This window comes from Gluconobacter sp. P1C6_b, from assembly GCF_018811945.1.
Classification (GTDB): domain Bacteria; phylum Pseudomonadota; class Alphaproteobacteria; order Acetobacterales; family Acetobacteraceae; genus Gluconobacter.
Genome location: NZ_JACRVU010000001.1, coordinates 345,508 through 365,805 on the forward strand (window position 1 = coordinate 345,508; position 20,298 = coordinate 365,805).

Below are 20,298 nucleotides of genomic sequence, written 5' to 3' on the forward strand. Positions count from 1 at the left end.
AGAGATATTCATGGAATTTATGCGGGGCATTGCCACCGGCTCCGCGCTACGTCGTCTGCGATCGGGGCTATGCCTCGAACCGGTTTCGGGAAGCCCTATGGGACAGGGGCTTACGCCCGGTCATCCCGACAAAACGCAACGAACCACAGGTCGCCTACCCCAAATGGACCTATCGGCACCGACATCTCGTCGAAAACCTGTGGGCACGTCTCAAGGAGTGGAGGGCGGTCGCCACACGATACGAAAAAACCGCCACATCCTTCATGGCCGTTATCTGCATCGCCGCAACCGCAGATCATCTCAAGACCTAACAGGCCCTAGGCTTCAGTTTCTTGCAGATTAAATAAATGACGAATCAGCATGCACTACAAAAGCGACCCCAGATTTTGTCACTGTGTGTTTTCCAACGTCCCTCTGAAACCCATTATCAAACATGGGTTTGAACGTGGGCGAAAAAGCCAATCCTGATAAAAATGGCTTTTCCTGCGGGAAATTTGGAGTTGTTGGTGAACCGGCTGGGACTCGAACCCAGGACCATTCGATTAAAAGTCGAATGCTCTACCAACTGAGCTACCGGTTCATCCGCACGCTGGCTACCTCACAACCCATGAGGGCGTCAACCTCGCCATCCGGAAAAACAGGCTTTCGTCCTCATCCGCATGACAACACGTCACATCGCTCCATGGTCTCCAGCGCCGAAAGAGGCTATGGGCGCGACGTCCTGCATTTCCTGACAGCAGCCATCCTTTTTTCAGTCCCGAAAGGAAGAAACAGATGCCCATCGAGATTCTTCCCGGCTTCCTGCTTGAAGAGGACGAGCTGAAAGTCACCTATATCCTGGCATCCGGTCCGGGAGGACAGAACGTCAACAAGGTGGCCACGGCCGCGCAGCTCCGCTTCGATGCCGCGCGCTCTCCGGCCCTGTCAGACCGCGTCCGGACACGCCTGATCGAACTCGCAGGCAGCCGCGCGACCCAGAATGGCGAAATCGTCATCACCGGTCGCCGCTTTCGCACACAGCAGAGAAACCGTGAGGACGTCATCGAACGTCTGGCGGAGCTGATTCGCAAGGCGGCCCATCGCCCCACTTTCCGCGTAGCCACCCGCCCCGGGAAAGCGGCCCGGCAGCGTCGCCTTGACGGAAAATCACACCGGGCCGGCATCAAACGCAACCGCAAGGTCCGTCTGGACGAATGACAAATCTCGGTACGCTGCAATAACAAGTATTTCCTTCCAAGCACCCTGTCAGCCCCCCCGGACATCCTGATCAGCGATATGTTTCTCAAAGCGTATCCGCTGCGGAATTTCATTTCTAATTTATCGACCGAAAATACATCTTGTTGCCATTCTGCAACAGGAAAGAACTCTGTCACAAGAATCATATTTGCTACTTTCGTGTAACGAAATTTTATTATTACTATATCGAAATCCCCTCTGAACCCAAGAGTGGCGGATCATGGAGGTATAGATAGTAGTAATGAAATCCCGGCATCGCATCTCCCTGCTCGTGACAACGGCAGTTTCCGTCATGCCCTGCATGTCTGCCCTGGCAGCAACCACCACGGCGCATCCCGCCACACGTCATCACAGCGCTAAGCCCAGCAGCGCCGCTCACAGTGCTGCCCATCCTGCGGCTGCGACGGCCACACCCGCCGTTGCTGCGCCACGCAAGAAGAAGACCGACGTCAATTTCACGGGCGAAGCCGAGACCATCAACGTCACCACCGGTACGCATGCGACCAACCGCAAGGCCCGTGAAAGCTCGTCCCCCGTCAGCGTGATCTCAGCCGCAACACTGCGCCATTCCGGTATGATGAACGTCGCGGATGCCCTGACCCGGACCTACGCTTCCATCAACGTACAGGCCATGGGCGCGGATTCCGCAGCCCTGACATCCTCCATCCAGATGCGCGGGCTCGGCCCGAACGAAGTTCTGGTCCTGGTGGATGGCAAGCGCCGCCATAACACTGCCAACATCACCGCCGATGCTGGCCCGCAGTTCGGTTCCACAGGCGCCGATCTGAACACGATCCCCGCAAGCGCCATCGACCATATCGAAGTGCTCGAAGACGGTGCCGCCGCGATGTACGGCTCCGACGCCATTGCCGGGGTGGTAAACATCATCACCAAGAAGCAGGCCCATGGCATGCACACCTCGGTGCAGACCGGCGCGAACGCCTATAACGGCGACGGCTGGCAGTATAAGGTCGATGCCGATGGTGGCGTGAAATGGGGCAATGACGGCTATCTGCATCTCAGCGGCGAAGTTTACCACACCGATCACATGGTCGTCGGCGCGCGCGACCACCGCCTGATCGGAAGCTGGCCCAACAACGCCACCACGACCGGATATTATAACGGTGTCGTTCCAAACGCGATGAACGTGCCCGCTGATTCCAACAAGATCATGAGCACGCCCGAAGAAACGCGTGAAAGCCTCGCCATCGATTTCGGCAAAACCATCACCGAAGGCGTGAACTTCTACGGGCTCATCACCTACATGCACCGCCACGGCGAGGCCTACGAGAACTACCGGACGCCCAATATCGCCCCCACAATGTATCCGGCCGGCTTCTCCCCGCTCGAAACGTCGGAAGAGAACGACTACGCTGCCACGCTGGGCCTCAAGGGCGACAATTTCTTCGGGTTCGACTGGGATCTGAGCACCACTTACGGTGCTGACGGCAACAAGATCGGCAACAAGAACACCGCCAATACGGGCATGCTCGCCAGCACCTGCTCGACCGATCCGACCTCATCCTATTACTCGACCGATGGCTGTGGCTGGTCGCCCAGCACGACGCGTGCCGAGACCTATCGCATGGCGCAGTGGACCAACAATCTGGACTTCCGCCGCCAGTTCAACATTGCCCATACTGTCCCCATGACACTGGCTTTCGGTGGCGAGCATCGCCTCGAAACCTACCAGATCAAGGCTGGTACTCCGCCGTCCTATGAACTGGGCGGGACGCAGGGCTATGCCGGTCTCGGCCCCAACAGTGCCGGCAACTGGAGCCGTGACATCTGGGCGGCCTATGTCGATGGCGACTTCCACCCACTCAAGCACTGGGATCTCGATTTCGCGGGGCGCTTCGAGCACTATACCGATGTCGGCAACACGGAAAACGGCAAGGTCTCGACCCGTTATGACGTGACCAGCAAGATTGCACTGCGCGGCACGATCAGCACCGGATTCCGTGCCCCAACCCTGGCCGAACAGCACTACAGCGCCATGAACGTGGACCCGACCGGGGCCTCCGGTCTGCTGCCCGTCAGCTCAACGGCTGCCCGCGTCCTGGGGGCGAGTGCCCTGAAGCCGGAGCGCTCCGTCAGTGCCAGCGGTGGTATCGTCGTGGAGCCGGTGAGGAACTTCCATGTCGAAGCGGATGTCTATCAGATCAATCTGCGTGACCGCATCGTGGGGGGTGGCACCGTCAAGGGCGAGGCCGCAATCGAGGCCATCGAGGCCATGGGATACTCCCTGCCGCTCAACAGCATCACGCCTGACAACGTCTCTGCATACTACATGACCAACGGCGCCAGCACCCGCACGCAGGGTCTGGATATCAAGGCGGACTACATGATCCGCTTCCACAATGCCGGTAACCTGAACCTCAGCATGGCGCTGGACCTGAACCGGACGCGTCTGCACCACAATGGCACCGACACCAACGGCAATCCGCTGCTGAATGCGCAGAATATCGCCTACATCACGACCGCCTATCCACGCAGCAAGATCATCCTGAACGCGCTGTATACGGTCGGAAAATGGGACTTCAACGTCCGCCAGACACGGTATGGCGAAACCACGTCCATGCTGACCTATTATGACTGGACGGATAAGACGCTCCCCTGCCCGAGCGGCGGAAGCCTGGCCTATTCCAACAGCTGCTTCTCGCAGTTCAAGAACACGCCGCGCTGGCTGACGGATATCGAAGTCGGCTACCGCTTCAACAGCAACTGGCATCTGGCCATCGGCGCGAACAACATCTTCAACGTCCGCCCCCGTCGCGTCCCGCAGGTCAACAACTCCCGCGGCGCCCAGATCTACGACCAGTTCTCGCTGCAGGTCCCCATCACCGGCGGTTATTACTACGGACGGATCAACGCCAACTTCTGAGCCCGCTCCCAGACTACCCTACAGAAAAAGGCGTCCCATACAGGGGCGCCTTTTTTCGTTGGGGTCGTGCCCTGCACCCACACGGGGAAAATGGACAAAAAAGCCCCATCCCCGAAGGGACGAGGCTTTTTCCGTTTCAGTTCGTCTGGTCTCAGGCGGTGTGTGCCGTTTCGGCTTCACCTTCAGAAGCCAGCACGTACGGACCTGCTTCCAGGACCTGAATGGCCAGCATGCCGAGGCTGTTCGGCTGGCGAGCCGTCAGGGACAGCAGAGCGTTGCCATTGGTCCAGCGGGCAGCCGCATCGTCCTGAACGTCCCAGCCCGCCAGGCCGGCATCGGTCAGATGCTGATCGATACGGATCGTGTTGCCTGAGTCGAACAGCGTGACTTCACCAACCAGAACGCCGAGCTGACGGCGGTCATCCACGAACGGTCCAACCGTCTCGCTCGGACGGAAGGTCCGGGACACGAGGTGCACTTCCGTCACATCGGACGGGATCATGAACATCGCGCGGCCATTGGCCGTCCGGACCTGATGGATGGTCTGGCCGGTGCTGGTGACGAGGTGCAGACCGGCATCTTCGGTCAGGGCCGGAGCCTGGATGGTGCTCTCGAGACCGGCTTCGATGGCGCGGGCCTCGATCTGACGGAAGATCGGCTCGACCACGTCGCGGCTGACAACCAGCGGGGCTGCCGCATCATCGTTCCAGTTGCGTGTACGACCACCGAACGAAACGACGGTGCCATTCTGGCGGAAGGAATGGCGGTTGCCGGTGTCGAGATAGCTTTCCGTCAGCATGCCGTCTGCCATGATGACGGAATGCTCGGCCGTTTCCACATGGAAGTAATCGTAGGACGGCAGGGAGCGATCATAGATCACGGAACGACCGTTCACGAGCATACGGGCCGGAACGAAACCACCATTCAGGAACAGACAGTGTTCCGGGGTGACCAGCATGTCCTTGTAAGGCACACCCTCGGCAAACGCGTCCTTCAGAATGCGAACCGGATAACCGGCTTCGGCATCGCTCAGTCCAGCCTTGGCAAGCATGTGCGCACGGCCGGCCCAGGTCACGGTCCGCTCCACGGCTTCGCCGTTCACGAAGGCCAGAACCGTGCTGCCCAGGCGCAGGCTCTCGACAGCGACATCACCTTCCGGCGTGCGGATCATGCTGCCTGCGAGGAAGCAGGTCGTGACGCCGGCATCTTCGACAATCCAGCCATTGGTGCCGTCCTGAACGATGGATGCCGTGGCAGCCGGCGTGAAGCCGTCAGCCGTATGGATATCGCCATAGGTCAGCTCACGACCGTCAGCCAGCGTGATCGTCAGGGTGTAGGAGCCATCGGCATTCGGGGTGTAGGTGGCTGCCGTCGGAGCGGAAGACACGCCGGAGATCCCGAAATGTGTGTTGGCGGAAACGCCGTTGATCGCAAAATTCTGGGTGTTGGCCGAGTTATTGTGCAGGTAACCGTTGGCTTCAACATACACCGTGTTCACCGTCGAAGGATCAACGTTGACGGTGCTGAGGCTTTCGCTTGGCGCCAGATACAGGCTGCTGCCCTTCTCGAGATTGACCGTCCCTCCATTGATGGAGATCGGGTTCGTGGCAGTTCCCAGCGTGGCGTTGATCAGGTTGATCGTGCCACCGTTGTTCACGCTGTTGCCATCAAACACGACATTGTTGTCATTGTTCATGATCGTGATCGTGCCATCGTCACGATTCATGGTGACGCCGCCGAGTTCAACCTTCGACGGGGTATTGATCAGGATCGTGCCGTCATTCTCGAAACCGGCTGTTGCGAAGACATAACCGCTATAATTGCTGCCACCCTGTGCCGTGATTTCCAGCGTACTGTTCTGCCAGACGCTGAGGCTGCGGATCTGGTTGTAGGACGGTGCATTGGCGACAACGGTGGTCGGCGTGGTGTTGCCGTAATAGCCGACATTGACGTCAGCGTTCTGCTCGCTCTGCGGAATGGCGTCGCCGTTGAAAGAAGTACCTGTCGTGTCAACGGGCTGGTTCTGGCTGTTATACAGCGTCCAGTTCTTCGGATCGTACCAGTCACCGCCAGTGGCGGGACCGGTCCAGCGCCATGCGGCATCGTGATTGTGATAGCTGACGGCGTTGATGCTGTACTGGGAAGTATCACCTCCGGCGCTGGCTGCGGCAGCGGCCGTCGAAGCCATCTGCTGGTGCAGGTCGCTGGTAGCATAAGAGGCCGAAGCCGTTGCCGTACCGGTATCTTCGATCAACCAGCCATTCGATCCATCCTGAACGATCGTGGCCTGGGCAGCAGGCGTAAAGCCATCTGCGACATGAACCGTCGGATAGGTGATGGAATGACCGTCATCGAGCTTGATCGTCAGGGTGTAGGACCCGTCGGAGTTCTCGGTGTAGGTGGCGGCGGTCGGCTTGGAAGTGCCGCTCAGGATGCCGAAATGGGTGTTTTCGGACACACCATTGATGACAGTGCTCTGTACGGAACCGCTGTTGTTGGAGTTGCGGTCGTTGACATAGATGGTGTTGACGCTTGCCGGATCGACATTGAGCGTAGAGCCTTCACCATAAAGGTCCGCAACGAGCGTGCTGCTCTGCTGAAGGTTGATCGTACCACCGGAGACCGTAACGGGAGAGGCGACGCTGCCGAGGGTCGAGTTGACCAGGTTCAGCGTACCGTTGTTCAGGTGCGCATCATCGAGCGTCACGTTCCCGTCGTTGTTCATGATCGTCAGGATGCCGTCACCCGCCGTCACGCCACCGAGTTCGACTTTCGACGGAGTATCGATGATGACCGTGCCATAGTTTTCCAGACCGGCCGTTGCGAAAACGTTTCCGTTTCCACCCTGTGCGGTGATCTTCAGGGTGCTGTTCTGCCAGACGCTGAGGCTGCGGATCTGATTGTAGAGTATGGCGTTCGAGACAACCACGCTCGGGGTGGCGCTGCCGTAGGAACCGACATTGACATCAGCGTTCTGCTCACTCTGGGGGATGGCATAGCCGCTGAAGGAATCGCCCGTCGTGTCCACCGGATTACCGGAATTGCTCAGGACCCAGTTGTTCGGATCGGACCAGTCACCACCCGTAGCCGGGCCAACCCAGCGCCAGGCATAATCATGCTGGTGAAAGCTGGTTTCGCTGCTGTTGTAGGTGACGTCGTCGGTTCCGGTGGTCGTATCGGCCATGATGAGATCTTCCAAAAAGATTTCCGGCAGAGACTCGCCGGAGCGTGTTTGTGAATTGCTAACGGCTTCAAATAAGTTGCGCAAGTTAATAATATACAAACCAAGACCCATATCCTGTGCAAATTCGTGAATCTTTCGTGCGCGTGACATTTCCTGCCGCATGAGGGAACAGGAACCCTCCACGACGGAGACGCTTCCTGCAGGAGCCGGGTGTGGCGTGTCGGCGACGCATGCGGTATGATCAGGCAACTGAATTCTAGCGTGGTGACCTGTCTTGACCGAGCTGACCGAGCCGACTGATCTGACCCCTTCCGGCCGTCTTCCTGTGACGATCGAGGAGGAGATGCGCTCCTCCTATCTGGCCTATGCGATGTCCGTGATCGTATCGCGTGCGCTGCCGGATGTTCGGGACGGTCTGAAGCCGGTCCATCGCCGTATTCTCTACGCCATGCGTGAAAGCGGCTTCACCGCCGACAAGCCCTACCGCAAGTCGGCCCGTGCCGTCGGTGACGTGATGGGTAAATACCATCCGCATGGTGACAGCTCGATCTATGACGCCATGGTCCGGATGGCGCAGCACTGGTCGATGCGCGTCAAGCTGATCGACGGTCAGGGCAATTTCGGTTCGGTGGACGGCGATAGCCCGGCTGCCATGCGTTATACCGAAGCGCGTCTGGCCAAGGCCTCGTCCTTCCTGCTGGATGATATCGAGCGTGACACTGTCGATTTCCAGCCGAACTATGACGAGAGCGAGAACGAGCCAAAGGTTCTGCCGGCGGTTTTCCCGAACCTGCTCGTCAACGGCGCGGCCGGTATTGCCGTCGGCATGGCAACCAACATCCCGACGCATAATCCGGGTGAGGTCATCGACGCCACGCTGGCCATGATTGCCAATCCGGCCATCGAACTCGACGAACTGATGCAGATCATCCCGGGTCCGGATTTCCCGACGGGCGGCATCATCATGGGCCGCAGCGGCATCCGTCGCGCCTATGAGACCGGTCGCGGCTCCATCCCGGTTCGGGCTCGCGCCGAGATCGAGGAGATCCGCAAGGACCGTCAGGCCATCATCATCACCGAGATCCCGTATCAGGTGAACAAGGCCACATTGCAGGAAAAGATCGCCGATCTGGTGCGGTCCAAGGAAATCGAAGGCATTTCCGACATCCGCGACGAGTCCGACCGTTCGGGCATGCGTGTTGTCATCGAGCTCAAGCGCGATGCGACCCCGGATGTGGTGCTGAACCAGCTCTACCGCTTCACGCAGCTTCAGACGTCCTTCAGCGCCAACATGCTGGCGCTCGACGATGGCAAGCCGCGGACGATGGGGCTGAAGGACATTCTGGAAGCCTTCCTGCGCTTCCGCGAGGAAGTCATCCTGCGCCGCGCCCGCTTCGATCTGAACAAGGCGCGTGACCGCGGGCATCTGCTGGTTGGTCTGGTTCTGGCTGTTGCCAATATCGACGAGGTCATCGCGCTGATCCGCGCGGCTCCGGATGCCGCCACGGCCCGTGAATCGCTGATGGCGCGCGAATGGGACGCTTCGGAAGTCATCCCGCTTCTGGAACTGATCCATGACGAGGGCAATGTCATCATCGATGGCAAGGTCCGCCTCACGGAAGCACAGGCCCGCGGCATTCTGGAACTGCGCCTGCAGCGCCTGACGGGTCTGGAGCGCGAGAAGATCCAGGGCGAACTGGGCGAAGTCGCGCAGAAAATCGGCGAACTGCTGGCGATCATCGAGAGCCGTCCGCGCCGGATGGAAGTCATGCGCGAGGAGCTGCTGGCCGCCCGCGCCGAGGTTGCCACGCCGCGCGTGACGGAAATTTCCGACGCACTCGGTGACCAGACGGATGAAAGCCTGATCGAACCGGGTCAGATGGTCGTCACCATCACCCGCGACGGTTTCATCAAGCGTACGCCGCTGGAGGTCTTCCGCTCCCAGAACCGTGGCGGCCGTGGCCGCACGGCCTCCGGACGCCGTGGGGACGATATCATCGTCCGCAGCTTCAATGCGCACACGCATCAGTGGGTGATGTTCTTCTCCTCGGGCGGCAAGGCCTACCGGATGAAGGTCTGGCACCTGCCGGAAGCCGCGCCGACCGCCAAGGGGCGCGCGCTGGTCAACCTGCTGCCCGAACTGGGCACGGACTCCATTACGGCCGTTCTGCCGCTGCCGCAGGACGAGGAGCTGTGGGAAGACCTGCACCTCGCCTTCGCGACGGCCAGCGGCAATGTGCGTCGCAACCGCCTGAGCGATTTCCGCAACATCCGCGCTTCCGGCCTGATCGCCATGAAGCTGGATGAAGGGGACTCCCTCATCGGCGTAGCAACCTGCCGCGAGGGTCAGGACGTCTTCCTGGCGACGAAGAATGCACGCTGCATCCGCTTCCAGATCACGGATGAAACACTTCGTGTGTTCGCCGGCCGTGGCAGCACGGGTGTTCGCGGCATCCGCCTAGGCGAGGGCGATGCGGTCATCTCCCTGTGCATCCTCAATCACGTAGATGCCAGTGTCGAAGAACGCGCAGCCTATCTGCGCATGGCCAATGCCAAGCGCCGCGCCGAAAATGCGGCTCTGGATGACAGTGCCGAAGACGAGACCGTTTCCGGCGACGAGGAAACCGTCGAGATCACGGGCGATCTGACGCAGGAGCGTTTCGAGGAACTGGAACAGCAGGAGGAAATCCTCCTGACCGTGACGGATGGTGGCTTCGGTCGCCGCTCCTCGGCTTATGACTACCGCGTGTCGGGCCGTGGCGGTCAGGGCATCACCAACATGACCTTCTCCGCAAACCGTCGCGGCAAGGAAGTGGTGGGCACCCTGCCGACGCTGGACGGGACAGACGTCATGCTCGTCACGGATACGGGCCGTCTGATCCGTCTTCCGGTTTCGCAGGTCCGTGTCATGTCCCGTCAGGCCAGCGGTGTGACCCTGTTCCGTCTCAATGACAGCGAGACCGTCATCTGCGTCTTCCCCGTCCTCGAAGACGACACGGAAGAAGGCGACACCGACGAAGGGTCCGAAGCCGGCGCCAAGGTGATTGGCGAGGCAGATTCACCTGACGCGGCTTCCGAAGCGCCCTCCGCTGGTGACGATGCTGCACCTGACGCCTGACGTGCCGACCGATCCCCGTGTCGGGTTCTATCCCGGCACGTTCGATCCGGTCACGTTCGGGCATCTCGACATCATCCACAGGGCTTCGGCCCTGTTCGACCGCCTGCTGGTCGGCGTAGCGGTCAATGAAGGCAAGCAGCCGCTGCTGGATCTGGACGCGCGCCTTGCCGCCCTGCGCCATGAAGTGGACAAGCTGCCGCATGGCGACCGGATCCAGGTCGTCGGCTTCGATACACTGCTGGTCGATGCCGTCCGTCAGGCGGGCGCGGGAACGGTCGTGCGCGGCCTGCGCTCGGGGGGCGATTTCGACTATGAAAGCCAGCTTTCCGGTGCACTGCGTCGCCTGGCGCCGGAAATCGAGACGGTCTTTCTGCTGTCATCCGAAGAACATCGCAGCACGGCGAGCCGCATCGTGAAGGAAATCGCACGGCTGGGGGGCGATATTTCTCCCTTCGTCAGCGAAGATGTTGCCCGTATCGTCTTGTCGAAACTGGGTCGAGGGCCGACATAGGAACCTTCAATGTTTTCTGGAAGGTTCCAAGATGTCCGATACTGCAGTGCCCGACGGCAACAAGCTGGTTTTCGAGCTCAAGACTGGCAAGGTCGTCATCGAGCTGCGCCCCGATCTGGCCCCGCTGGCGTCCGAACGCCTCAAGCGTCTGGCCAGCGAAGGGTTCTATGACGGTGTGGCGTTCCATCGCGTGATCGAGGGCTTCATGGCCCAGGGTGGCGACCCGACGGGAACCGGCACCAGCGGCAGCTCCTATCCGGACCTCAAGGCCGAGTTCACGGACAAGGCCAAGTTCGAGCGCGGCACGGTGGGCATGGCTCGCACGATGGCCCCGCACTCCGCCAACAGCCAGTTCTTCATCATGTTTGCCGACAGCCCGCATCTGAACGGTCAGTACACGATTGTCGGCAAGGTGATCGAAGGCATGGAATACGTGGACCAGCTCAAGCGCGGTTCGGGCGCCGGTGGCGTGGTCAAGGACCCCGACACCATCGTCAAGGCTTATGTCGAAGCCTGAGTGCTGCTGAAAAAGCAGGACTACGGGAAAGCCGGTGCAGTGATGCACCGGCTTTTTTTATTGCCTTTTCCTGGGCGGGCGCATCATAGCTCCGATCATAAGTGGTACTTATGAACAGATAGAAACATAAGATTTCACTCTCCTTTTTCAGGATCGTATGGTCATCACGATCAGAAAAGGAAGAATAACAATGATGATCAGAAAGAAAGCTCTGGTATTCGACGCAGTATTACTGTCCTGCGCTCTTGCCCTGTCCGCCTGCTCAAGCGGTGTTGCCAATGGAACCGATGGTCGAAGCCATTTCGCCAACTCCGTTGCCGTGGTGACGCCTGACCCGTCCAGTATTCCGGACCGCGCGATCTTCTGAGACCCGATCCACGGGCTGACAGGAAAACACCCTGCCATGGCGGATGTCGACCGACATCCGCCTTTTTTTGTCTGCTACCCGATTTTCCTGACCGGATCAGAACGGGATTTCGTCGTCCAGATCATTATCCGGCGGTGCATCCCAGCCGCCATTGCTGCCACCCGAGCGGCTTCCACCCGAAGCACCGCCCGTGTTCCCGCGGGATCCACCGCCGAAGCCGCCCGAGCCGCCAGCTGAGCCGCCCCGGTTTCCGCCGCCGAAGCCGCCACCGCCACCATAGCCACCACCGTTGTCAAAACCGCCATCATCGCCGCCACCGCCGCGATTGCTGTCGATCAGCACCAGGTCGCCGCGGAAACGGTCGATCACGACTTCAGTCGTGTATTTTTCCTGGCCGGACTGGTCGGTCCATTTGCGGGTACGGAGTTCACCCTCGATATAGACCTTGCGGCCCTTGCGCAGATAACGCTCGGCCACATCGGCCGTGCGCTCGTTGAAGATCACCACGCGATGCCACTCGGTGCGCTCCTTGCGCTCCCCCGACTGCTTGTCGTTCCAGGTGTCGGACGTCGCAACGGTCAGGTTGACGATCTTCGCCCCCGACTGCGTGTTGCGGACTTCCGGATCCTTGCCCAGATTTCCAACCAGAATCACCTTGTTGACGCTGCCTGCCATTCCCGTCCCAACCAATTTTCTCGAATTGTTCTTTTCATCCTATCCTAAACGCCCATCTATAATTGATCCAGCGTCCTTCTCAGGGCGTTCAGCTTTCACAATCGCCTTTTCTCCATATTCCGGGGTCTCCGTGAGCTTTCCAGACAACCATTCGATCCGTGTCCGTGGGGCCCGCGCCCATAATCTCAAGAATATCGACGCCACGATCCCCCGTGATTCCCTGACGATTATCACGGGGCTCTCGGGCTCCGGAAAGTCCTCCCTGGCCTTCGACACGATCTATGCCGAGGGCCAGCGGCGCTATGTGGAAAGCCTCTCCGCCTATGCCCGCCAGTTCCTCGAACTGATGGGAAAGCCGGACGTGGACTCCATCGAGGGCCTTTCCCCGGCCATCTCGATCGAACAGAAAACCACGTCCAAGAACCCCCGCTCGACCGTGGGCACGATCACGGAAATCCACGACTACATGCGCCTGCTCTGGGCGCGTGTCGGCATTCCCTATTCTCCCGCGACCGGCCTGCCGATCGAGGCGCAGACCGTCAGCCAGATGGTGGACCGCGTCATGGCCATGCCGGACGGCATGCGCCTGATGCTGCTCGCCCCCGTCGTGAGGGACCGCAAGGGCGACTGCAAGCGCGAGCTCGCCGAACTGACGCGCAAGGGCTTCACCCGCGTGAAGATCGACGGCGAACTGTATGAAATCGCCGACGCCCCGGAACTGAACCGCAAGACGCGCCACACGGTCGAGGTTGTGGTGGACCGGATTGTCGTCAAGGAAGGGCTTGAATCCCGCCTCGCCGACAGTTTCGAAACCGCGCTCGAACTCTCCGATGGTCTGGCCTACGCCGAGGAAGTCAAACGCGCAGGCGAAAAGGAGGCCCCGGCGCATGTCGTGTTTTCCTCCCGCTTCGCCTGCCCGGTCTCCGGCTTCACGATCGAGGAAATCGAGCCGCGCCTGTTCTCCTTCAACGCGCCAATGGGCGCCTGCCCGGTCTGTGACGGCATCGGCACCGAGACCCATTTCGACGCGAACCTGATCGTCCCGGATGACAGTCTGACACTGGCCGAAGGCGCCATCGCCCCGTGGAAGGGCGCGAGCACGGACTGGTACGACCAGACGCTCGCCGCCCTCGCCCGCCATTGCGGCGATGACATGAACACGCCTTGGTCTGACCTCCAGCCCGCCACGCAGGATCTCATCATCAACGGTTCCAAAGAGCCGATCGACATTCCCTATACCGACGGCGGGAAGGTCCATATCATCACCAAGCCGTTCGAAGGCGTGCTGAAGAACCTGCGCCGCCGCATGGCCCAGACGGACAGCATGTGGGTGCGCGAGGAGCTCTCCCGCTACCAGTCCGACAAGCCATGCCATGCCTGTCACGGCGCACGCCTCAAGCCCGAAGCCCTGTGCGTGAAGGTTAAGGACCTCAACATCGCCGAAGCCTCGGACATGCCGATCCGTAAGGCGCTCGACTGGTTCTCCACCGTGGAAGCCACCCTCACCCCACAACGCGCCGAGATCGCCCGTCGCATCCTGCGCGAAATCACCGACCGCCTGCACTTCCTCGATGATGTCGGGCTGGACTACCTCACGCTCTCGCGCGGCTCCGCAACCCTGTCCGGCGGCGAGAGCCAGCGCATCCGTCTGGCGTCGCAGATCGGTTCGGGCCTGACGGGCGTGCTGTATGTGCTGGACGAACCTTCAATCGGCCTGCACCAGCGCGACAATGAACGCCTGCTCGGTACGCTCGAACGCCTCAAGCGCCTCGGCAACACCGTTATCGTCGTTGAGCATGACGAAGACGCCATCCGCGCCGCTGACTATCTGATCGACATGGGACCGGGCGCAGGCAAGCTCGGCGGCGAAGTCATTGCCGTCGGCACCCCGGCCGAGGTCGCCCAAAACCCCAACAGCATCACCGGCGCCTATCTGTCAGGCCGCAAGGTCATTCCCGTGCCGACCGAACGCCGCAAGCCCAGCGGAATGCTTACCCTACACGGCGCACGCGGCAACAATCTCAAGGATCTGACGGTCGATTTCCCGCTCGGCACATTCATCGCCGTCACGGGCGTTTCGGGCGGCGGTAAATCCACACTGGTCATCGACACGCTGTACAAGGCGCTGTCCCGCCAGCTCATGAAATCGAGCCAGACGCCGCTCCCCTATGACCGTCTGGAAGGCGTGGACAATCTCGACAAAATCATCGAGATCGACCAGTCCCCGATCGGCCGGACCCCACGCTCCAACCCCGCAACCTATACGGACCTGTTCGCTCCCATCCGCGACTGGTTCGCCGAACTGCCCGAGTCCAAGGCGCGCGGCTACAAGCCGGGACGCTTCTCTTTCAATGTGAAGGGCGGGCGCTGCGAAGCCTGTCAGGGCGACGGTGTTCTCAAGATCGAGATGCACTTCCTGCCGGACGTGTACGTAACCTGCGACACCTGCAAGGGCGCGCGCTACAACCGCGAAACGCTGGACGTGAAGTTCCGCGGCAAATCCATCGCAGACGTGCTGGCCATGACCGTGGACGAGGCCCTGCCGTATTTTCAGGCCGCCCCCAAGATCCGCGACCGTCTCGCCATCCTGCAACAGGTCGGGCTGGGCTATGTCGCCCTCGGCCAGCAGGCCACCACGCTTTCGGGCGGCGAGGCCCAGCGCGTCAAGCTGTCGAAGGAACTGGCCAAGCGCGCCACCGGCCGCACGGTCTATATCCTCGACGAACCCACAACCGGCCTGCACACCGAAGACGTCCGCAAGCTGCTCGAAGTGCTGCACACCCTCGTCGATCAGGGCAACACGGTTCTGGTGATCGAGCATAATCTGGAAGTCATCAAGACAGCGGACTGGCTGATTGATATCGGCCCCGAGGGCGGAGATGGCGGCGGTCAGATCGTTGCAGCGGGAACGCCGGAAGATATTGCCGCCTGCAAAACCAGCCATACCGGCCGCTTCCTCGCCCCGCTTCTGGACGCACCAGGCGCGAGACAGCCGCGCAAGGTCACGGCCACCAAGATCACGCAGGCCATGCTCGCCGCCAGCCTGCCGCCGCCGAAAGCCGAACGCACAGCCGCGAAAAAGGCAAAGGCTGCCAAGGACAAGGCAGTCGAAAAAGCCAGCGCTGAAAAGAAGCCCAGAGGTCGCCCCACCGGATCCCGCAACAAAACCAAAGCCTGACCCGGTCTGGTCCTGAAGCGTCAAATCTTCTTCAGGACCAGACCCCTAAAGCATAAGCCAACACGACGGCGCCCAAAAGCGAGCCATTGAACAGGGTATGGCACAGCGCCGTCGTCCAGAACGGGCTGATCCCCGCATTCTTCTCGGCGGTCAGAAAACAGAAATAGAAACAGCTTCCGCCCACCACTCCGGTACAGAGTGCGGTCAGAGCAGTTCGTCCCAGATCGCCGCCATAATGAACGTAAATAAATGGCCCCACACAGGCGAACCACGCCACAAACGGCGTCACAGACCGCTGCCCCAGCACCTTCCGCACCACTACGATCGGCAACCAGAAGTACAGAAACGTTTCCATGATGGGCGCAACCACAACGGCCGCCACGGCCAGCACGACAGCTCCATGCTTCCACGTCGCGGTGCTTCCCCCGAACCCCGCGGCACGAATCAGAAGATGCAGAGGGATGGCGATCAGGGCATTGATCAGCGCATAACGCCCCGCAATCCGGAACATCCGCCGGGCCACATCCGGCCGCTGCGGAACACCCTCAGCAGCCGTCGCGCCCGCCATCACTTCTGACGAACACCCAGATGCCCGGCCCGCCGCGCCTGAGCCAGCGCTTCCTGACGCTCACGCTCGGCATAACGGCGACGCTGCTCTTCCGTCCGCTCGTTATGGCAATGCGGGCACGACACGCCCTGTATGAACAGCGGCGAGGCCTTGTCGTGCGCGTTCAGCGGTCGACGGCAGGCATGGCAGACATCATGCGTCCCGATTTCCAGCCCATGCTTCACCGACACACGCTGGTCGAACACGAAGCACTCGCCTTCCCACAGGCTTTCTTCTTCCGGAACGGTCTCCAGATATTTCAGAATACCACCCTTGAGATGATAGACCTCGTCCACACCCTCCGCCCGCGCAAAGGACGTCGATTTCTCGCAGCGGATGCCCCCCGTACAGAACATCGCGATCTTCGGCAGACGGCCTTTCGCTTCGAGTTCCTGCCGACGCCTGCGGAACCATTCGGGAAATTCGCGGAATGATTTCGTCTTCGGATCTTCCGCGCCCTTGAACGTCCCGATCGCCACTTCGTAATCATTACGGGTATCAATCAGGATCGTATCCGGATCGGAAATCAGCGCGTTCCAGTCTTCCGGCGCCACATACCGTCCCACGCCCTGGCGCGGATCGATATCCGGCTCGCCCATCGTGACGATTTCCTTTTTCAGCCGCACCTTCATGCGGCGGAACGGCAGTTCCGGAGCCCGTGAGTCCTTGCTCTCCAGATCCGCACAGCCCGGAAGCGCACGGATATGCGCCATCACGCGCTCCATGCCCTCATCGGTCCCGGCAATCGTCCCGTTGATCCCCTCACGCGCCAGAAGCAGGATCCCCTTGATTCCCTCCTTTTCGCACAGTTCCAACAGCGGCCCGCGCAATGCGGCCGGATCTTCAAACGGCGTGAAATGATACAGCGCGACAATGCGGATCGGTTCCAGGGCATCAGGCGCATCAGACATGGGGCAACCATCCGGGACATGGGGATCGCAGACAGAGCCGCGATCAGGTGGGACATTCAGACCCTGCAGATATCAGGGCCACGCCCGCCATGCCAGCACAGACCCAGTTTTCGGAAGCGTTACCCCACCGCCGCAAGCTGACTGTCGGCTCCTGCAAGGCCGCCATCCTTCATCAGCCGCCTGATGGTGTGAATGACCTGCGTCCCGGTAATCAGGCGGGAGCACTCGAACTGCCGGTCCGTGCCCTTGTGGCGCGGGCACCAGAAGAAGTCCTTGTGATCGAACTGGAAGGCCGGGTCATTCCAGCATGAATTGCAGGTATGCCAGTTGATGACCCGATAGGGCGTAGCGAACTCGTTGTCCGGATGCGTAAACCCTGAAATCATCACCACCGGCGTCCCCGCCGCATGCGCCAGCCAGGCCAGCCCGCTCGACAGACCGATGAAGAAACTCGCATGTTTCAGCCACCGCGCGCGCTCGGTCAGCGGTCGGTTTCCGGTCTGATCCTCGGCCCCGTGCGGGATATGGTTATAGACATACCCCGTGCCATGATACGGCTTCTGATCGATACAAATGACGCGATAACCCGCCTTTTTCAGAAACGCGATCACCTCATGCCAGCCACCGGGATTGTTCCAGTACTTGCACTGCGTACTGGCCTGCGTAGCGATGACCACATACGGTTCTGCAACGGGCGGTATCCCGCCATCGGGAATAGTGATGCCCGGCGGCGCATCGTTCCAGGGATCCACGCCAAGGATGTAAGCCGCCGTCCGGTGCAGCCCGACATGACGGAAATCCGTCGGCTGGCGAGTATGCTCCCTGTCCGCAAAAAACAGCCCGATATTGTAGCTTGCATAGAACCGGGCCGTGAAATCCGGTTCCGCCTTCAAGCGGTCATGCCCCACGAGCGTCAGTTCCGGATTGGCGCCCATCACAAGCGGCAGGATCGCTTCGGAGACCGAGCACGTCACCTGCGCCCCGCTCTCCTGCGCCAGACGCCGCACCGCAGGCAACCAGGCCAGCGTATCCCCCAGCGTTCCGACAGGAAGCTGCACCAGAACCGGCCGTCCCGACAGCGCCAGATCATGATGCAGCACCTGCTCCGGCGTCTCGCCCGGCTTTTCCAGCCAGACATCCACCCGAAATGGCACGAAGAACTTCTTGGTGGACGCCACCGTGCCGCCCTTCAGACGCGCATCAAACAGCACATTTCCAGTCACATGGTCCGAAAGCCGCACATGCCATTGGGAACCCGACGGCACACCATCGCACTCCAGGGACGGCACCATGACACGCGCCCCATCATTGAAATCGAACCGCACCCCCCTCGCGCCTTCCAGAACCGGCACACGCGGAGGGGCAAGATAGGGCCCTTCGATACTGCCAGACGCCGGAGACGCTGAACCATCATCGCCGCCCGTGCCGGAATCCGTCACATCCGCAGTATCAGGAACCGGTACGGCATCCATACCGCTCGCCTTTCCGTCCACGGAAGCGGCAAGTCCTTCCGGCACATCCAGTGCAACAGGCGGCGAAACAGGATCATTCGACATCATTTGCGGATACTCCAGAGCTCATGCTGAAGAACGCGCAAGGAGCCGGTTCTTCCTGCCAGTGTTGTAAGCCAGCCGCGCACCGACTGCCAATGCCGGCCGCCAACCCGCCCTGGCCCCACAAACCCGTTCCCCGCACCGAAATCCCTGCGTAAGGTACCCGCATGACCCAGATCCGAGCCATCCGCGGCCCCTTCCTGACCTTCCATGCCGATCCGTTCACCACCGATCCCATGGACGCCCTGCACCACGAGCCCGATGGCCTGATCCTGACCGAAAACGGTCTCATCACCGCCGCCGGCTCCTGGGACAGCCTGCGCGACACCATCCCCGCCGGAACAGCCGTAGACTACTATCCCGACATGCTGATTTCCGCCGGCATGATCGACACGCATGTCCACTACCCGCAGCTTCCGGTCATCGCGTCTTACGGCGAGCAGCTTCTGGAATGGCTGGAAAACTACGTCTTCCCCGCAGAAGCCCGCTACGCCGACATCACCTATGCCCGCGCTGTCGCCCGGCAGTTCCTGACCGAACTCCTGCGCGTCGGCACCACCACGGCCGCCGTATACTGCACCGTCCATCCCCACTCCGTGGATGCATTCTTCGAGGAATCCGAACGCCTCAATACCTGCATGATCGCCGGCAAGGTCCTGATGGACCGCAACGCACCCGAAAACCTGCGCGACACCGCCCAGAGCGGCTATGACCAGTCCGCCGAACTCATCGCCCGCTGGCACAACCGCGGGCGACAGCTTTATGCCGTCACCCCACGTTTCGCCCCCACCAGCACACCCGAACAGCTCGATCTCGCAGGCGCCCTGCTCGCCACGAAACCCGACCTGTTCATGCAGACCCATCTGCTGGAAAACCGTTCGGAAATCGCCTGGGTCCGCGAACTCTTCCCCGACCGCGCCTCCTATCTGGACGTGTACGACAAGGCCGGTCTCCTGCGTCCACGCGCGATCCTCGCCCATGCCGTCCATGCCGAAGAAGCCGATTTCCAGCGCTGCCACGACGCCGGATGCTCCATCGCGCATTGCCCCGGCTCGAACCAGTTCCTCGGCAGCGGCTCCTTCCCGCTCTTCAAGGCTCTCAATCCTGAACGCCGCGTCCATGTCGGGATCGGCAGCGATATCGGCGCCGGACCGTCCCTGTCCCTGCTTCAGGTCCTGTCCGACGCCTACAAGGTCGCCCAAGGCCTTCAGACGAAACTCCATCCCGCACAGGGACTCTGGCTCGCCACAACTGGCGGCGCGCAGTCCCTCGGACTCGAACACCGGATCGGCAGCATCAGGCCCGGGTTATACGCCGATCTGTGCGTTTTCGATCCGGCCGCCACGCCGCTTGGACGGATCCGCGCCCGGACCGCTGAAACCCTCGCCGACCGCCTCTTCGCCCTGACCATGCTCGGGGACGACCGCAGCATCGCCGCTACCTATGTCGCCGGCGAGCTCCTGCACAAACGCAGCCCGGTCTGAAGCCGGAGGAACACACATTAAATTCAAAATGGCACTCAGTGCCGTTTTTCTTTGACATGGGGAAATTTTTGAA

Annotated in this window: 13 protein-coding genes, 1 tRNA gene and 1 pseudogene; 9 read left to right on the forward strand and 6 right to left on the reverse strand. The window is 60.8% G+C overall.

Going from position 1 to position 20,298, the window contains the following annotated elements; genetic code table 11:
* Window positions 1–17: 17 nt before the first annotated feature.
* Window positions 18–311, forward strand: a pseudogene (locus KP701_RS01630) (transposase); the annotation flags it as partial.
* Window positions 312–504: 193 nt separating this feature from the next.
* On the opposite strand, the gene KP701_RS01635 reads toward KP701_RS01630, so the two are convergent.
* Window positions 505–580 (reverse strand) — tRNA-Lys (locus KP701_RS01635).
* Window positions 581–774: 194 nt separating this feature from the next.
* On the opposite strand from KP701_RS01635, the gene arfB reads away from it, so the two are divergent.
* The gene (gene arfB / locus KP701_RS01640; protein ID WP_215745406.1) at window positions 775–1,197 is read left to right on the forward strand and encodes an alternative ribosome rescue aminoacyl-tRNA hydrolase ArfB; all 423 of its coding nucleotides are present in this window, start codon (window positions 775–777) and stop codon (window positions 1,195–1,197) included.
* 280 nt (window positions 1,198–1,477) lie between these two features.
* Window positions 1,478–4,120, forward strand: coding sequence for a TonB-dependent siderophore receptor (locus KP701_RS01645; protein ID WP_215745407.1), 2,643 nt, complete (start codon window positions 1,478–1,480; stop codon window positions 4,118–4,120).
* Window positions 4,121–4,271: 151 nt separating this feature from the next.
* Here the strand turns inward: KP701_RS01645 and KP701_RS01650 are convergent, their stop codons facing one another.
* Complete coding sequence (locus tag KP701_RS01650) at window positions 4,272–7,304, reverse strand: Hint domain-containing protein (protein WP_215745408.1); 3,033 nt, start codon at window positions 7,302–7,304, stop codon at window positions 4,272–4,274.
* A gap of 274 nt (window positions 7,305–7,578) precedes the next feature.
* Between KP701_RS01650 and gyrA the strand changes: the two genes are divergently transcribed.
* The 4 genes from gyrA (at window position 7,579) to KP701_RS01670 (ending at window position 11,817) form a co-directional block, all read left to right on the forward strand.
* The gene (gyrA, locus tag KP701_RS01655) at window positions 7,579–10,422 is read left to right on the forward strand and encodes a DNA gyrase subunit A (RefSeq protein ID WP_215745409.1); all 2,844 of its coding nucleotides are present in this window, start codon (window positions 7,579–7,581) and stop codon (window positions 10,420–10,422) included.
* Window positions 10,403–10,933, forward strand: a complete 531-nt coding sequence (coaD, locus tag KP701_RS01660) for a pantetheine-phosphate adenylyltransferase (protein ID WP_215745463.1) — start codon at window positions 10,403–10,405, stop codon at window positions 10,931–10,933. The genes gyrA and coaD overlap by 20 nt, the downstream gene beginning before the upstream one ends.
* A gap of 31 nt (window positions 10,934–10,964) precedes the next feature.
* Window positions 10,965–11,450 carry a peptidylprolyl isomerase gene (locus KP701_RS01665; RefSeq protein WP_215745410.1) on the forward strand — a complete coding sequence of 162 codons (486 nt, stop codon included), beginning with the start codon at window positions 10,965–10,967 and terminating at the stop codon, window positions 11,448–11,450.
* Between the two features lie 190 nt (window positions 11,451–11,640).
* Window positions 11,641–11,817 (forward strand): hypothetical protein, encoded by a 177-nt coding sequence (locus KP701_RS01670; RefSeq protein ID WP_215745411.1) that lies wholly within the window; start codon window positions 11,641–11,643, stop codon window positions 11,815–11,817.
* Window positions 11,818–11,913: 96 nt separating this feature from the next.
* Here KP701_RS01670 and ssb read toward each other — a convergent pair whose 3' ends face one another.
* Window positions 11,914–12,492, reverse strand: coding sequence for a single-stranded DNA-binding protein (gene ssb / locus KP701_RS01675; protein WP_215745412.1), 579 nt, complete (start codon window positions 12,490–12,492; stop codon window positions 11,914–11,916).
* A 130-nt stretch (window positions 12,493–12,622) separates the two neighbouring features.
* Between ssb and uvrA the strand changes: the two genes are divergently transcribed.
* Window positions 12,623–15,670 carry an excinuclease ABC subunit UvrA gene (gene uvrA, locus KP701_RS01680; RefSeq protein WP_215745413.1) on the forward strand — a complete coding sequence of 1,016 codons (3,048 nt, stop codon included), beginning with the start codon at window positions 12,623–12,625 and terminating at the stop codon, window positions 15,668–15,670.
* A gap of 31 nt (window positions 15,671–15,701) precedes the next feature.
* On the opposite strand, the gene KP701_RS01685 is transcribed toward uvrA, so the two are convergent.
* The 3 genes from KP701_RS01685 to KP701_RS01695 all read right to left on the reverse strand — a co-directional run bounded on the left by KP701_RS01685 (window position 15,702) and on the right by KP701_RS01695 (window position 18,747).
* Window positions 15,702–16,238, reverse strand: coding sequence for a hypothetical protein (locus KP701_RS01685; protein ID WP_215745414.1), 537 nt, complete (start codon window positions 16,236–16,238; stop codon window positions 15,702–15,704).
* Entirely contained in the window at window positions 16,238–17,188 is a 951-nt protein-coding gene (locus KP701_RS01690) for a rhodanese-related sulfurtransferase (protein ID WP_215745415.1), read from the reverse strand. Before KP701_RS01690 ends, KP701_RS01685 begins: the two co-directional genes overlap by 1 nt.
* A gap of 119 nt (window positions 17,189–17,307) precedes the next feature.
* Window positions 17,308–18,747, reverse strand: a complete 1,440-nt coding sequence (locus KP701_RS01695) for an autotransporter strand-loop-strand O-heptosyltransferase (RefSeq protein ID WP_252345320.1) — start codon at window positions 18,745–18,747, stop codon at window positions 17,308–17,310.
* 161 nt (window positions 18,748–18,908) lie between these two features.
* On the opposite strand from KP701_RS01695, the gene guaD reads away from it, so the two are divergent.
* On the forward strand, window positions 18,909–20,225 hold the full coding sequence (gene guaD / locus KP701_RS01700; RefSeq protein WP_215745416.1) for a guanine deaminase: 1,317 nt from the start codon (window positions 18,909–18,911) through the stop codon (window positions 20,223–20,225).
* The last annotated feature ends 73 nt before the right edge of the window (window positions 20,226–20,298 follow it).

Coding starts and splice junctions, on each gene's coding strand:
- KP701_RS01650 (WP_215745408.1), bottom strand. CDS start 7,304: ATGGCCGATACGACCACCGGAACCGACGACGTCACCTACAACAGCAGC.
- KP701_RS01670 (WP_215745411.1), top strand. CDS start 11,641: ATGATGATCAGAAAGAAAGCTCTGGTATTCGACGCAGTATTACTGTCC.
- KP701_RS01645 (WP_215745407.1), top strand. CDS start 1,478: ATGAAATCCCGGCATCGCATCTCCCTGCTCGTGACAACGGCAGTTTCC.
- arfB (WP_215745406.1), top strand. CDS start 775: ATGCCCATCGAGATTCTTCCCGGCTTCCTGCTTGAAGAGGACGAGCTG.
- KP701_RS01695 (WP_252345320.1), bottom strand. CDS start 18,747: ATGATGTCGAATGATCCTGTTTCGCCGCCTGTTGCACTGGATGTGCCG.
- ssb (WP_215745412.1), bottom strand. CDS start 12,492: ATGGCAGGCAGCGTCAACAAGGTGATTCTGGTTGGAAATCTGGGCAAG.
- coaD (WP_215745463.1), top strand. CDS start 10,403: ATGCTGCACCTGACGCCTGACGTGCCGACCGATCCCCGTGTCGGGTTC.
- KP701_RS01690 (WP_215745415.1), bottom strand. CDS start 17,188: ATGTCTGATGCGCCTGATGCCCTGGAACCGATCCGCATTGTCGCGCTG.
- KP701_RS01665 (WP_215745410.1), top strand. CDS start 10,965: ATGTCCGATACTGCAGTGCCCGACGGCAACAAGCTGGTTTTCGAGCTC.
- KP701_RS01685 (WP_215745414.1), bottom strand. CDS start 16,238: ATGGCGGGCGCGACGGCTGCTGAGGGTGTTCCGCAGCGGCCGGATGTG.
- guaD (WP_215745416.1), top strand. CDS start 18,909: ATGACCCAGATCCGAGCCATCCGCGGCCCCTTCCTGACCTTCCATGCC.